The sequence below is a fragment of the Methylobacter sp. Wu8 genome (assembly GCF_036440755.1).
Classification (GTDB): domain Bacteria; phylum Pseudomonadota; class Gammaproteobacteria; order Methylococcales; family Methylomonadaceae; genus Methylobacter_A; species Methylobacter_A tundripaludum_A.
Genome location: NZ_JAZGVT010000067.1, coordinates 88,860 through 103,517 on the forward strand (window position 1 = coordinate 88,860; position 14,658 = coordinate 103,517).

Annotated in this window: 13 protein-coding genes and 1 other RNA gene; 10 read left to right on the forward strand and 4 right to left on the reverse strand. The window is 47.8% G+C overall.

Features of this window, described 5'->3' with window-relative positions; genetic code table 11:
- Window positions 1-29 precede the first annotated feature (29 nt).
- On the reverse strand, window positions 30-542 hold the full coding sequence (locus V3O24_RS11995) for a peptidylprolyl isomerase (RefSeq protein ID WP_331307386.1): 513 nt from the start codon (window positions 540-542) through the stop codon (window positions 30-32).
- Between the two features lie 218 nt (window positions 543-760).
- On the opposite strand from V3O24_RS11995, the gene cysS reads away from it, so the two are divergent.
- Window positions 761-2,242 (forward strand): cysteine--tRNA ligase, encoded by a 1,482-nt coding sequence (gene cysS / locus V3O24_RS12000; RefSeq protein WP_331307387.1) that lies wholly within the window; start codon window positions 761-763, stop codon window positions 2,240-2,242.
- A 214-nt stretch (window positions 2,243-2,456) separates the two neighbouring features.
- A complete protein-coding gene (locus V3O24_RS12005) occupies window positions 2,457-3,104 on the forward strand; it encodes a DUF2959 domain-containing protein (protein ID WP_331307388.1) in 648 nt (215 codons plus the stop codon).
- Window positions 3,105-3,107: 3 nt separating this feature from the next.
- On the opposite strand, the gene V3O24_RS12010 is transcribed toward V3O24_RS12005, so the two are convergent.
- Window positions 3,108-3,533, reverse strand: coding sequence for a hypothetical protein (locus V3O24_RS12010; RefSeq protein ID WP_104423641.1), 426 nt, complete (start codon window positions 3,531-3,533; stop codon window positions 3,108-3,110).
- 129 nt (window positions 3,534-3,662) lie between these two features.
- On the opposite strand from V3O24_RS12010, the gene V3O24_RS12015 reads away from it, so the two are divergent.
- The 8 genes from V3O24_RS12015 to V3O24_RS12050 all read left to right on the forward strand — a co-directional run bounded on the left by V3O24_RS12015 (window position 3,663) and on the right by V3O24_RS12050 (window position 12,694).
- Window positions 3,663-5,393: a GTPase gene (locus tag V3O24_RS12015; RefSeq protein ID WP_331307389.1), complete on the forward strand. Its 1,731-nt coding sequence runs from the start codon at window positions 3,663-3,665 to the stop codon at window positions 5,391-5,393.
- Entirely contained in the window at window positions 5,374-6,990 is a 1,617-nt protein-coding gene (locus V3O24_RS12020; protein ID WP_331307390.1) for a GTPase, read from the forward strand. Before V3O24_RS12015 ends, V3O24_RS12020 begins: the two co-directional genes overlap by 20 nt.
- Window positions 6,991-7,273: 283 nt before the next feature.
- Window positions 7,274-7,665: a transfer-messenger RNA gene (gene ssrA, locus V3O24_RS12025) on the forward strand.
- Between the two features lie 330 nt (window positions 7,666-7,995).
- On the forward strand, window positions 7,996-8,784 hold the full coding sequence (locus V3O24_RS12030; RefSeq protein WP_331307391.1) for a hypothetical protein: 789 nt from the start codon (window positions 7,996-7,998) through the stop codon (window positions 8,782-8,784).
- Window positions 8,777-12,082 carry a DEAD/DEAH box helicase gene (locus V3O24_RS12035; RefSeq protein WP_331307392.1) on the forward strand — a complete coding sequence of 1,102 codons (3,306 nt, stop codon included), beginning with the start codon at window positions 8,777-8,779 and terminating at the stop codon, window positions 12,080-12,082. Before V3O24_RS12030 ends, V3O24_RS12035 begins: the two co-directional genes overlap by 8 nt.
- Before the next feature lie 84 nt (window positions 12,083-12,166).
- Window positions 12,167-12,379 carry a hypothetical protein gene (locus tag V3O24_RS12040; protein ID WP_331307411.1) on the forward strand — a complete coding sequence of 71 codons (213 nt, stop codon included), beginning with the start codon at window positions 12,167-12,169 and terminating at the stop codon, window positions 12,377-12,379.
- The gene (locus V3O24_RS12045; RefSeq protein WP_331307393.1) at window positions 12,331-12,441 is read left to right on the forward strand and encodes a hypothetical protein; all 111 of its coding nucleotides are present in this window, start codon (window positions 12,331-12,333) and stop codon (window positions 12,439-12,441) included. The genes V3O24_RS12040 and V3O24_RS12045 overlap by 49 nt, the downstream gene beginning before the upstream one ends.
- Entirely contained in the window at window positions 12,416-12,694 is a 279-nt protein-coding gene (locus tag V3O24_RS12050) for a BrnA antitoxin family protein (protein WP_331307394.1), read from the forward strand. The genes V3O24_RS12045 and V3O24_RS12050 overlap by 26 nt, the downstream gene beginning before the upstream one ends.
- 136 nt (window positions 12,695-12,830) lie before the next feature.
- Here V3O24_RS12050 and V3O24_RS12055 read toward each other — a convergent pair whose 3' ends face one another.
- Window positions 12,831-13,025 carry a (2Fe-2S)-binding protein gene (locus V3O24_RS12055; protein ID WP_104423635.1) on the reverse strand — a complete coding sequence of 65 codons (195 nt, stop codon included), beginning with the start codon at window positions 13,023-13,025 and terminating at the stop codon, window positions 12,831-12,833.
- Window positions 13,026-13,076: 51 nt separating this feature from the next.
- Window positions 13,077-14,621, reverse strand: coding sequence for an alpha-isopropylmalate synthase regulatory domain-containing protein (locus V3O24_RS12060; protein WP_104423634.1), 1,545 nt, complete (start codon window positions 14,619-14,621; stop codon window positions 13,077-13,079).
- Between the last annotated feature and the right edge of the window lie 37 nt (window positions 14,622-14,658).

Below are 14,658 nucleotides of genomic sequence, written 5' to 3' on the forward strand. Positions count from 1 at the left end.
CCTTTCGCCTTTAGCCTTGCGCCTTTCGTCTATTTTATAACTTCAGCTTTTTCGACAATGATGTCGGTTTTGGGTACGTCTTGATGTCCGCCACGGTTGCCTGTGGGTTGTTTTGCCATTTCATCGACAACATCCATGCCTTCAATGACTTCGCCGAATACCGCGTAGCCCCAGCCACTGGGTGTTGGGTTGGTATGATTCAGGAACGAGTTGTCTTTATAGTTGATAAAGAACTGGGCGGTTGCGGAATCGGGAACATTGGTGCGCGCCATTGCTATGGAGCCGCGCTTGTTCGGCAAGCCGTTATCGGCTTCGTTTTTGATAGGATCATGAACCGCTTTTTGGTTAAAGTCAGTATCAAAACCGCCGCCTTGCGCCATAAATCCGGGAATTATGCGATGGAAAATAGTGTTGCTGTAAAAGCCTTCGTTAACATAAGTCAGGAAATTTGCCGATGAAATAGGCGCTTTTTCAGGATTCAGCTGGATAATGATTTCACCCAGAGAGGTGGTTAATTTAACTTTTGATGGTGTATCTGACATTTTGTTTTCCGTTGCAAATGAGAGTGATGTGGTTAAAAGCAGCATCATGGAGAAAATGAAGGTACGCATGGATTTCCTTGTAGAGTGATGCAAAGAGCAAATTCTAAGTGTTTTTGTCTTGAAAGAGAAGCATACGCTTGGTAGATTGTACCGTTTTGTTTAACCGGTCCCGACTTATCGGCAATGGAAAATTTTGCCTAATTGAATAATTTAATAACATGTTGAAAATATATAACACCCTGACCCGAAAAAAAGAACTGTTTCAGCCGCGCGTAGCGGGCAAAGTCGGCATGTATGTCTGCGGCATGACGGTTTACGATTATTGCCATATCGGTCATGCACGGGTCATGGTCGTGTTCGATACGGTTGCTCGTTACCTTCGCTATCAGGGTTATGAATTGAACTATGTGCGCAACATTACCGATATTGACGACAAGATCATTCAGCGCGCGATCGAAAACGGCGAGGACTATCATAAGCTGACCGAGCGCTTTATAGACGCGATGCATGAGGACGAACGAGCGTTGGCTGTTGAGCCACCCACCCGAGAACCGAAGGCAACGGACTCTATCGACGTTATTAAGGCGATGATTAAAACCCTAGTGGATAAAGGACTGGCTTATGTCGGCACGAACGGCGATGTGTTTTATGCGGTGACTAAGTTTAAGGATTACGGCCGGTTATCGGGCAAGAACCTGGATGATTTGCAGGCCGGCGAGCGGGTCGATGTCGATCTGGCCAAGCGCAATCCGATGGACTTTGTGCTGTGGAAAATGGCCAAGCCCAACGAGCCGGCCTGGGAATCCCCTTGGGGCTTGGGGCGTCCCGGCTGGCATATCGAGTGTTCGGCGATGTCCACCTGTTGTCTTGGCAATCATTTCGATATACACGGCGGCGGCATGGATTTGCAGTTTCCGCATCATGAAAACGAGATCGCCCAATCGGAAGGCGCGACCGGCGAGAAGTTTGTGAACCTGTGGATGCACAACGGCTTTGTCCGCATTGATGACGAGAAAATGTCCAAGTCGTTGGGCAATTTTTTTACCGTGCGTGAGGTGTTGAAATGCTATCGAGATCGCTATGGAGATGGCGCAGGAGAAATAATACGTTTTTTTATCCTGTCCAGTCATTACCGTAGCCCGCTTAATTATTCCGATGACCAATTGAATGACGCAAAAGTGGCTTTGGATCGATTTTACATTGCTTTGGACAAAGCTTTGCCGGACGATGAAATTCCTGAAAATTTTATTGTACTGGATAATTATAAAGTACGTTTTGAGCAGGCGATGGATGATGACTTTAATACGCCGGTCGCGCGTTCAGTGTTATTCGATTTAGCCAAAGAACTGAATAAAGCCAAAAAAGCAGGTGATAAAGAAAAAGTCGAAACGTTGGCAGCCAACCTGAAATATTTAGGAGGTTTGCTGGGGATATTGCAGCATAAGCCTGGTAATTGGTTGAAACGTAATATTACGCTTATTATGGATAACCTTTTGAGTACGTCCCATGTTGATTCCCCAGAATTAATAGTAGGAAACGGTATCTCTGAAGAACAACTCGAACAGCAAATCCAGGCGCGTCTGGATGCCAAAAAAGCCAAAGACTGGGCTTTGGCCGATAAAATCCGTAACGACCTGAAAGAGCAGGGGGTGATTCTGGAAGATTCGCCCGACGGCACAACCAGTTGGCGGCGCGAATAGTTAGCCGAGTAACGGTATTCCCGCGGGAGTCGTGGAAAAAGTGCAATGTTAAGTTGTAAAAAATATCACCACGAAGACACGAAGGACGCGAAGAAATAAACTTCGCGTCCTTCGTGGTGAATAAAAAGATTTCAAGTGATAAAACTCAAGTAAATACATCAAGGTTTTAATAGCCGATCAAAATACATCGGCATCCAACGATTTGGTAAAAATATTGTTAAATTTAATCAGAGGCTTCCTCTCAAAAAAAATCCGCAACGTCTATTACAGCGCCAGGGAATCGATTGGCGAACATAAGCGCGATATAGTGGTTGCTCATGTCGAGCAGGCCTGCGTGGGTTTGCGGGAAACCAAAAATGAGTTTGAAGATGCGCTGGAGCGGTTTAAGACCCTGGTTTGCGTCAATGAGACGGCGCTGGACCATAAATATAACCTGCTGAACAGACAGTATCAGTTTTGCTGTGCTAAATCCGAAGCGGTCAGCAACAGAATCAGGGCGATCGAACAGGTCAGCGAGGCGCTGTTTAAAGAATGGGAAAGCGAACTGAATGAATACACGAACCGTAACTTACGCTCACACAGCAAGCAGCAATTAAAGTTAGCCAGACAAAATTACGCCCGGCTTATCAAGTCCATGCAAAAGGCGGAAGCAAAAATTCAGCCGGTGCTGGCGGCATTCAAGGATCAGGTGTTGTATTTGAAGCACAACCTTAATGCCCAGGCTATCGCGGCATTAAGACATGAATTTATTGAGATAGGCATCGATATTTCCCAGCTGATCCATGCAATGGAGCAGACCATCACTGAGGCAAGTCAATTTGTTGCAGTATTAACCGAACAAAAAGCCTTGCCTGGCCGGTAAGGCTTAGAGCTTGTACAAAACGTCGTTGGCTTTGTCTTTAGGGTCTTCTTTTGGGCCTTTACGGTTATCCTGGTCAATTCTTTCCTTGCCGAATTTGGCGATCATATCATCCCAGCTTGTGTATTTCTCGTAGCCTGCAAAACCGCTGTTTTTCCGTTGCTGATAAAGTTCTTTGCCCATTGCAATGATCTCTTCAGGTTTTTTACCGTCAACAGTATTAAGAAATTCTTTTTCACTTTTAATGGAATCGCGAAGCATCCAGAAAGACACTTCAAACTCAATGCGAGCATCGGGCGATAAGCGGTTTTTTAGCGCCTTTACTGATTTAAAAGCGGTGCGGGTAGTATGGCCATTAATTTGTGAGCCCTTGCTACATGCGATTAAAGAAGTGCAGCAGAGAATGAGCAGAAGAATAGGTAATTTCTTCATAAAGATAACCTCAAGTTTAAGTAGGGACGCATGTCATGCTATTTACATGGTTTGCGATGTTTATTATATAACGCTGGTTTGTCAAACGAAGTAAAATAGCAGGTCATTATAATCCTGAGCTGGCTTTTCATGCTGGAATTTATCCAATTATTAAAACAACGTTACCAGGCGGTTTCGGCTCAACTGGGCGGTGACTCTGTCAAAACAAGCTATCAACAACGGATTGATCAGCTTATTCTGGCTGAAGCCTTTATCCGTAAGGGCCAGCTGATTGCTGCGTCGCAGCAGCCGTTGTTACAAATGGCCGTGGTGGGACCCACGCAGGCCGGAAAAAGTTCGCTGGCCAACGTGCTGTTAAACAGCAGCGCCGCCGGCGTCAGTCCGTTGGCGGGTTACACTATTCATCCTCAGGGTTTTTGCAACGGCGTCAGTATTGAAGACTGCAACGGCCTGCAACGTTATTTCGGCCGCTTCCAGCAGTTGCCGCAAACCCAGCTCAGCAAAGACCGGCACGATTGCTATTCGCTAAGCGAAAACACCACCGATTCAGGACTTTTGCCGCATGGCGTTTTATGGGATACGCCCGATTTCGACTCGATAGACTCGGCTACCTACCGGGAAGGCGTTATCAGGGCGATTGCGCTGGCGGATATGGTGATCCTGGTGGTCAGCAAGGAAAAATACGCCGATCAGTCGGTTTGGGACATCATGGCCGCTGTTGAAGAACTGCATCAGCCGACGATCATTTGCCTGAACAAGCTGGTTGAAGGGTCGGAATCGGTCATTATCGAGTCCTTAAAGGAAAAATGGCGGCATGCCAGAACCGATGAATTTCCCGAGGTCGTTCCGCTGTACTACCAAAAGCCGGGCGGGCTGCCGGTATGGCCCGAGTCCAGGCGTCAGTTGCTTAACCAACTGGCGAATAAAGTAAGGCGCGACAAGCACGCGCGTTTTGAGCAGGCGTTATTGAGAAGGCACTGGCAAACTTGGCTGGAACCTGTGTTTGCCGAACATCGGGTATTAAACGAGTGGGCAGAATTAGTCGACCTGATGATAGGGCAGGCGATGGAAAGTTACCAGCGCGATTACCTGAATCATCCGCATCATTATGAAACCTTTCAGCTTGCGATGACCGAACTGCTGCACTTAATGGAAATACCCGGATTAGAACGCGTTTTGGCCGGCACCCGCAAGGTCTTGACTTGGCCGGTCAGGCAGTTCATGAAGTTAGGCCGTAAGAGTCTGCATATTTCAGACAGCAGCTACGAAATAGTTTTGTTAAATCAAATAGCCGAACATACGCTGATTCAATTGTCCGACAAGCTGATCGACAAGACCGAACAAAGCCAGTGGTGGCGGCAGATCAACAGTGTGCTGCGCAGCCGGCGGCAGGACGTGTTACAGGATTTCGGGCTGGCGGCTAAAGATTATCACCTGTCTTTCCAGCAGGATGTGGAAAGCGCCGCGCATCGTTTGTATTACAAGCTGCAAGAACAGCCGGTGGTGCTCAATAGTTTACGCGCAACCCGTGCCACCGCCGATGCCGCCGTTATCGCGCTGACCTTGCAAATGGGCGGCATCGGCCTGCATGACCTGGTTGTCGCCCCGGCGATGCTGACAGTGACCTCGCTGCTGGCTGAAAGTGCGGTCGGCAGCTATATGCACAAAGTGGAAGCCGAATTAAAGCAGAACCAATTCGATACCGTCAAACAGGCGTTATTTGCCGGGAGCCTGCGCCTTAAACTGTTGCAGCTGCCCGAGCACTTATCGATGAATACTCATTTTAATATCTCCCCTGACCAGCTGCATGCGGCAGAGCTACAACTGACAGAAAAGCGACATGGCTTACGATTACTCTAGTTTGGTACAAACGACAAAACGCTGGACCGAACAGGCGTCGGCGGCAGGCTGGATCAATGCCGACACTGCCCGGCAGTTAAGTGATGTCGATGCGAGAACGCCCGATACATTGTTTGATCATGACGGTTCCAGGCCGCTGATAGTCGCTTTCATGGGCGGCACCGGCGTCGGCAAGAGTTCATTGCTGAATCGCCTGGCAGGCAAAGCCATCGCCAGAGCCGGAGTCGAGCGGCCCACTTCGCGGGAAGTCACTCTTTATCATCACCATAGCGTTGCGATCAAGCATTTGCCCGAGCAACTGCCGCTGGCCCAAATCAAAACCGCCGAGCATGACAATGAGGCCAGGAAACATGTGATCTGGATCGACATGCCCGACTTCGACAGCACCGAGCAAAGCAACAAACACCAAGTGCTGGAATGGCTGCCGCATATCGATGTGCTGATCTACGTGGTCAGCCCCGAACGCTATCGCGACGAAAAAGCTTGGCGCTTGCTGCTTGCAGAGGGCGGCAGGCATGCCTGGCTGTTTGTGCTGAATCAGTGGGACAGAGGCCTGACAGAACAGTATGAAGATTTCAAGCGGCAACTGCATAAAGCGGGTTTTGCCGAGCCGATTATCTTCAAGACCGCTTGCGCCGAAGGCCTGCAAGTCGACGAGTTCGGCGCGTTGGAATCGACTATCAGCTCGTTGGCGACCGAGCATGTCGTTGCGCAACTGGAGCAACGAAGTTCGCAGGCCAGGAAAGACGAGTTAAAGAAAAACCTGGAAAACACCGGGTGGCTACTGGGTTCCGCATCGGCGTTTCAACAATTACCGACGCTGTGGCAGGATCAATGGCGACGCTCAGCCCAAGTATTGCAACAGGGTTTTGCATGGCCTATCCAGCAATTAGCGCGGCACTATGCCGACCATGCTGCTGATTTATTAGGCAATCCGTCGGCTGCTAAATATGTAGCGACTGGTGCTAAACTCAACTTATGGGACGAGTGGGCCGAAGCCCGTTTCGACGACGCGCTGGATGAATTCGTGATCAATGCGGACCAGTTGGGCGTACCGGTGAGTCCGCTTAAGAAACAGCTGTCCGCATTACGGGAAAAAGTGCCCAAAATCGTCCAGGCTCAAAGCGAACTGGCCGCCAGGCAGGCCTTGGCGAATCCCGGCAATGCCTTGCATCGCGGCTTTTTAAAGTTCATGCGCCTATGTGAAATCGTCCTGCCGCTTGCCGCCATTTGTTGGGTCGGCTATCAGGTTTTTATCGGCTACTACACCAGCAACATGACCGACGTAGCTTATTTGGGCGTGGACTTTGCGATACATAGCGGCTTGTTAATCGCCATTACTTGGCTGACACCTTTTTTCATCCTGAAAAAATTAAAGCCGTCGCTGGAAAAAAGCGCCTTAAGAGGACTAAACAAAGGGTTAAACAATGCGCTTACCATGATCGATGGCGGTGTGCTGCTGGTGATAGAAAACATCTGTGCTCAGCATGTCGAGCAGATCAGCCGGCTTGACGGGATTATCGAGCAGTGCGGAGCCGCTGACCGGCAGCTACCAATAGACAGCAACAGTCCCTTGGCTAGGATGCTGATTGATTAACACGATGCTTTTATTCCCTCTCTCCTGTTGGAGAGGGCTAGGAGACGACTGCATGGATGCAGGAGGTAGAGCAATGCAGGAGCGATTGCCGAGGAAAATTAAAAAATAAGGATTTTGACGTACAGAAACGACAGTCAAGGCTTTGCCGTCCTGAGCCCTTCAGCTGCGCTCAGGAGAGCCCTGGCGGAGGATGAACGGTAAAGCCCCCTGGAACCCTTATAAATACCGGGCTAAAAAAATAATTGTACAATTTTTATACAATTCGTATATTATACACATCACGGGGGGCGACATGGCTTCGACGTGGGTAGCGAAACCTTAAGCGCATGCCGAGGACAGTACACCTCGTAAAATCTACTGAAACTAAAGTATTCGCAAATGACGAAAACTACTCAATGGCTTTAGCTGCTTAAAACCAGCACCATTCCTCTGACCATCTGTGCTTATGCGGGTGGAGTTTTTAGTACCTTTTAGGTATGAAAGGCGCTCAGAGGTCATCTACATAAGATCGCGCCAAAATCTGTCCGGTGTGGCGGCGCTAAAACCTTACGGAATCGCTGGTGATTTTCTTGGCCCGACGGGTAGTCACTAGCTAAATCAAAAGTGCGGGATAAGCATGTAGACCTTGTGGCGGAGTACTTGCGGACGCGGGTTCAATTCCCGCCGCCTCCACCAAATTATTAAACCAAATAGAAACCCGCAAGCCGTAAGGCTTAGCGGGTTTTTTATTGTCCATTGAAACGCAACAAAATGCAGTAACAATCTGTGATTTGTAGGGATATGCTCTCAATCTGTTTTGATATATTAATCTGATATTTGATGTTGATAGTGCCCAAGAAACTGGTTTTCGGCAGGACGGTGTCGCGTTAGCAATCCGCCAATCAACTCACAACGCCAATATCAACTTGCCGCAAAAGCGAACAGTCGGAAAGTTTACAGAATCAAGTGGAACCGACCCCTATCGATTTCATGTGGAACAATAAACAGATAATTTGAAGGAAATAGATGCCAATAAAATTAACGCCATTTGATCATAAGCCGCTTTGTTACGGTTACACTTGGACTATTAATGATGAAGATCATCTCGCAGAACAGATAGCATATATCGCCCTTGGGCAGTCGTTGCATGTTCAAAAAATATTGGTTGATGCGAATTTTGTCCCACGGGCACCAACCGAAAACGCCGCTAAGGGTGCAATAAAACTACTAACTGTTGATAGCGGAAAAGATCCATGGCATCGCGATGGCTGGATGTTTCAAGCCATGTCTTGGATTGCGGCTAACAAAGGCACACCAAACGGAGTAATTCGAGGACCGCAAATGATTGCCGCCGATAAGGGGTTCGACGGACTCCAACTGCAACTAGATAACGCTAAAAATGTTGTTGCTGCAATCATTTTTGAGGATAAGGCAGTCGAAGATCCTCGTAAGACCATACATGAAAAAGTTTGGCCTGAATTCTCGATGTTCGAATCAGGTGAGCGTGAGAACGAGCTTACTGCTGGAATTACCGCAATTTTGCAAACTCGGCATGACATTGACCCTGATGCGGCAATCGAGACTATCCTTTGGAAGGATATTCGTCATTATCGAATCAGCATCACTGTCGGCGACACACATAGTAACGATGCTGGTCGCCAGCGTCTTTTTAAAAACTATGATACGACTATCACTGGGATAGCCGAAAAAAGAAGAGGAGAAACATTCCATATCAATAACCTTCGTGATTGGATGGAGAGTTTGGCACAAAAGGCGATAATTTCAATCCAGAACAAGGTGGCAACAAATGTTTGACTCTGAAACTGTTGATCTAATTTCTGGCGCACCCGCATTGGATGGTTTGAGCTTAGCTGAATTGCCTCAACTTCTTACCAAAGCCTATACGACTATAGTTTCCGCCCGCATCCAGTTACGGGAATCGGCCGATGAAAATAAGTACTCAACGGACATCGTCAAAATTAATAGTGAGATGAGGCGGCTCGCTTTTACTCAAGAGGCGTTTGTTTCCGTTTTAGCTGAACGGGAAAATCGAGCAGCGGCAGCATTTGTAGGTGGTACAGCGCACTATGTTAGTTTACTTACTGAGAAGATTCGACCAGCGTCGCGTCCAAGCTATCTTGGCTATCAGGCAATCTCACCAGAAGTGTCAGCTACATTATTGTTCATGATTGCAGAAGCCAATGCCGATGCTGCCGAAATGTCAAAATCCATTATTGTACAGACAGATGATACTGTCGAAGCAGCTCTACTGACTGCAATATGCAATTTAGCCAAGGGGCGTTTGCGAGCAGTGCTAGAAATGGATGTGCCATCCCCCGACCAATTCCTTAATACCGACCTTTGCTCTCAGGCAGTTCGTACGCTCTATTATCTTTTGTTACAGGGTATACGTTTACTTGCGACGAATATGCTAGGTGAGAATATTGACGAAAATAATTTTATAGAAAAAGAGCCGAAAGCTTTATTTGACCATGTCAAAAGTCTTTGTATCGAACCTTTAGATATGGGATTAAATAACAAAGAAAATGTTCAATACAGCCTGTATCCAGGCCCCCTGCATCTTGCGTCGTTGCTCTCGTCAGTTGCTCAAGATTTATCATCTTCAGCTTTGGTGAACATACCTCCTCCTGATGGAATTGATGGCGAACCTTGGTTAAGTATTATGCAAGAAATTGCAGAATACAGGCCCTATTTATGGCGGAATCATCGCAAGGCTATCAGTGATGGATATTTAAATCCAGGAACATCCTCTGTAATTAGTTTTCCGACAGGCGCAGGTAAATCAACATTGGCCGAATTGAAAATCGCTGCAACACTTCTGCGCGGTTTAAAAATTGTTTTCTTAGCACCAACACTTGCTTTAGTTGATCAGACAACCAAAGCACTCGCTAAAACTTTCCCAAAGGCTAAAGTTCGGAAAGACCAGTTAAATGACAATCTGTTCGATTTTAAAGATGATGAGTTGCCGAACATCTCAGTCATGACCCCCGAACATTGCTTAGCCATGCTTTGTTTCAATCGTGAGATTTTTACCGATTTAGGACTCATTATTTTCGATGAATGCCATTTACTACATCCTCGCGACATAGATCGCAGTCAACGTGCAATAGATTCTATGCTTTGTGTTCTGAACCTCACAAGTATTGCGCAAGAGGCAGATATTCTCTTTCTTTCGGCGATGATGAAAAATACGGAGGAAATTGCTGGCTGGGTGCAAAGTCTAACAAATCGTCCCTGTTTGCCATTGGTTTTGTCATGGAAACCCACCCGCCAAGTTCGTGGATGTGTTGTTTACAATTCGGACAGGATACGTGTACTTAATAGCCGTCTCCGGGAAGTCCGTACACAAGTGAGCAATATAAATATACCCGCTCGGTTACAGAGTGAATTGACCGTTCGGCCATTTGGATTTTTTTGCCTTCATCAAACATGGAAAACTCAAGAACTTGACGACTACGCTCTGCTCCCTTTACTCCAAGATCCGGTTGTGTTGGCTACTGGAACAACCAGAGATCGGAATTGGTATTTGACACCGAATGGTAATCAAGTCGCATCCGCCATAGCAGAAGCTACTGCTAAGCAAAGCATAAAGACACTTGTTTTTACTCAAACCATTCCATTAGCTAACAGCGCAACGAAGAATCTTAACAGTAGCTTAGTATCCCAGTGTGTACTAATAGAGGAAGAAAAGCGACTATACGATATAGCTATGGATGAAACTGGTGGCTCGGATCATCTTTATATTGAAGTCAATGTTAATGGTAAATTACTATCGTCGTGTGTATGTCATCATGGTCTTCTTCTTCCAGTTGAACGTCATTTGCACGAATCCTTGTATAAAAGAACTGATGGAATCAATGTGATGGTCGCAACATCGACCCTTGCACAGGGTATGAATCTTCCCAGCGAGGTTGTCATCATTGCCGGAGATAGTCGCTTCGATCCAGGCACAAATCAAATGGAGCAGCTTGAGGCTTTTGAACTTTTGAATGCTGCTGGCCGAGCAGGAAGAGCCGGTGAAGGTTCATATGGGTTTGTACTTGTTGTACCTAGCAAGGTTATTGATTTTGACGATAAGGCAAACAGAATCCATCGTCACTGGGCCGAATTAAAAGCCATCTTCACTCAGAGCGATCAATGTCTGAAGATTGACGATCCAATTGAATCATTACTCGACCACATCCATATTGCAGCGACAAACCTGTCCCCAATGGCCTCATATCTCGTAAGACGACTACCCATAGGAGAATCATCGAAAGAGGATGACACTGATGCACCTGCCCGTGAGCTTCTTGGTAGATCATTTGCAGCATATAGGGCGAGACAGAAGGGAGATCAAGAATGGGTTGGAACGCGAATTGCGTCGGCAATTGCCGCTAGAAATAACGATCCAGAAACATTGAGTGTTATGACATGGGCTGATCATCTTGCTGCCAGTGCTGGCGTACCTGTTAGCATTATTCGCGATCTTGGCAAAGAATTTGCCGAACAGCCATTGGACAATGATGCACTTATGCTTGATTGGCGTAATTGGTTACTCGATTGGTTGAATAAACGACCAAAGTTAATCACCCTGTTGTTACGAAATGAAAATCTTGAAGGTCTTTTTGGTAGGGAATATAAAGAGCTGTATGGTGACGAAGCCCGTGGAAAATATGCACTACCGCATTTAGCTCGATTGCTGAATTGTTGGATGACTGGTGATAGTCTTGCTGATCTTGAACTCAGCTATGGAACTAGAATGGAGCGTATCGGAAAATGTGAAAATGCCCGTGAATTTGTACTACGACTTGTTCCAGATCTTGCGTATATTTTCGGTCTACCTGCACAAGTTTTTCAATCGATGTACAAGGATAATATTGAAGTTGTTGATCTGCCAATAGGACTAGAAACACTCGGTAGCTGTGTTCGTGAGGGATTTGATCAGACAGAAAAACTTGCCCTTTGGCAACACAGAAAAAGAATTATTGCTCGTCGTGCTGTGCATAGAGAGTTCAAGTCGATTGAGCCTTATTTGGAGCCTGCAATTCCAGGTGAAAAATTCTCAGATGTCATTGCCCGTATCAAGAGTGCGATAAATATTGCCAGTTAGGGCTTTGTTTACCATAGTGAGGGTTATTTTAGTCCATGGCACACAATGACAGGTTTAAATATTTTTTGTTACTACAATAAAATAATGCGAATTGACTTTGACCCGGCCAAAAACGCTAAGAACATCATGGAACGCAGTTTGAGCTTTGAACACGCGGCGGCGTTTGATTTTTTGTCGGCAACCTTCCTGATGACGAGCGGCAGGATTATGGCGAACAGCGCCAAATCGCTATCGGTTATCTGGACGGATTGCATTTTCTTTGCTTCGTGCAAATTCCTGACGGCATCCGCGTCGTGAGCTTTCGCAAGGCCAACAGTAGAGAGGCGCGTAAATATGACAAACCAATTACCCTTAACTGACGCGGACGGCGAAGTACGTGAGCTTACCGAAGAAGATTTTAAAAACGCCGTGCCGTTTTCCGCCTTGCCTGAATCGTTACAAACCACGCTACGAGGCTTAAAAAGACGGGGTAAGCAACAGTCGCCCACCAAGGTATCTACTACGGTGCGTTTTGACCGCGATGTGCTGGACGCATTTCGAGCTACAGGTCGCGGCTGGCAATCGCGGATGAATGAAGCGCTGAAGGAGTGGCTTAAGGAGCATGCCGCCTGATCAAGCACCTGGGTTTGGCGTCGTTCCGACGGAACTCATTCGGCAATGCTCCGGCAATTGCTAACCGTGACGCTGGCGCGTTATTAATTGCGTTCCCATACAGGAGGGAACGATGAATGAAAGGGTGGCAAGCACCTCAATCGGTTCTATTCCCGGCCAGCAATTCCAATATTGAAGCATCGCAAGCGCCGCAGCCTGAGCATGCGCCGGTCATTCTGGATATTCTGTCCAGATCGTCGACTCCCTTATTAACAAGTTCCTTAATTTGCTGTTTAGTGGTTCCGCTACAGTGGCAAATAACGTCGTTTTTATACGGGTTAATATCATTCATAGCGTGCTTAGGCTTCTGTATTGCTCTGCATGCATCTCGAGACAATGATTTTCAGGTCTGACTAAAACCCAGTTCGTGCAGCTGCATGTTGATGATTTTAAGCGCGGCCAATACCGCAGCAAAAACCTGGTTGGAATGCACGGCGCGGGTTTTGCGCAGTTCGTCGCCGCAATTCCAAGTGATGACGCATTCGGTTAAGGCGCTGGTATGTCCGCCTCTGGGTATCCGTATTTCAAAGTCGGCCAGTGCGGGCAGGGTGTAGTTGTGTTGCTGCATGACTTTGTTGATGGCGTCGACGAATGCGTCAAAGCCGCCGTTGCCGGAACCGGATGCAATGTGCGTCGCGCCCATCACTTTGACTCGCAGGCTGGCAGTCGATTCCAAATCCAAACCGCTGGTGATCGAGCAGTTCAGCAGTTTGATATGCTGGTAACTCTTGCTCTCCAACACGTCGGCAATGATAAAGGGCAGGTCGTCGGTGGTGATGGTCTCTTTTGAATCGCCGAGGCTGACGATCCGGGCCAGCACTTTTTTCTGGTTCTCTTCCGACAGGTCGAGTTCCAGCATTTCCAGATTCTTTTTCAGCGACGCTTTGCCGCTCATCTTGCCCAAGGCGTAGCTACGGGTGCGGGAGAAACGTTCCGGGCCCAATTTGGTTTTGTACAGTCCGCCTTTTTGATCGCCGTCGGCATGGATGCCTGCGGTTTGGGTGAAAACATCGGCCCCGACGATCGGCGCATTGGCGGCGATGCGTTTGCCGGAAAAGTTTTCGACCATAGAGCTGATGCGGACGATATGGCTTTCATCGATGGACAGCTGCATGTTCATTTTATCGCGCAACACCACGGCCACTTCGGCCATTGAGGCATTGCCCGCGCGCTCGCCGAGGCAGTTAACAGTGCAGTGTATCGCGTTGACGCCGGCGCGAACCGCTTCCATCACGTTGGCGGTCGCCAGGCCGTAATCGTTGTGCGGATGAAAATCGAATTGCAGCTTCGGGTAGCGGCTGCACATATCGCTGAAGCTTGAGAACACTTCGGCAGGCGACAACACGCCGAGGGTATCGGGCAGCATGAAATGATTGATGCCCGCGTTTTGCAGGTTGTCCATCAAACCGTAAACATAATCCCGGTCGTCTCGATAGCCGTTAGACCAGTCTTCAAGATAGACGTTGACTTTCAGGCCCTTTTCCAGCGCGTAGTTGACGGTTTGCAAGACATCTGCGGTATGTTCGGCGAGTGTTTTGCCCAATTGTACGCGGCAATGCTTTTCGCTGCCTTTGATCAGCAGGTTGATTACGTCGCCGCCGGTTTCCAGTATCCAGTCGACGCTGCGCGTGTGATCGACAAAACCCAGGACTTCAACGCGTCCGGCAAAGCCTTCCTGTTTCGCCCACTCGTTAATGCTGGTGACCGCTTCTTTTTCACCCTGGGAGACGCGGGCGGAGGCGACTTCAATCCGGTCAACCCGCAGAGATTGCAACAGGGCTTTGGCAATACTGACTTTTTCCACCGGCGTAAAGGAAACGCCTTGAGTTTGCTCGCCATCACGCAAGGTGGTGTCCATCAGCTGGATATGTCTTGAATCGGTGGACATGGTTGTCGCCTGTGCTCTCAATGTAAGCGGATTGATT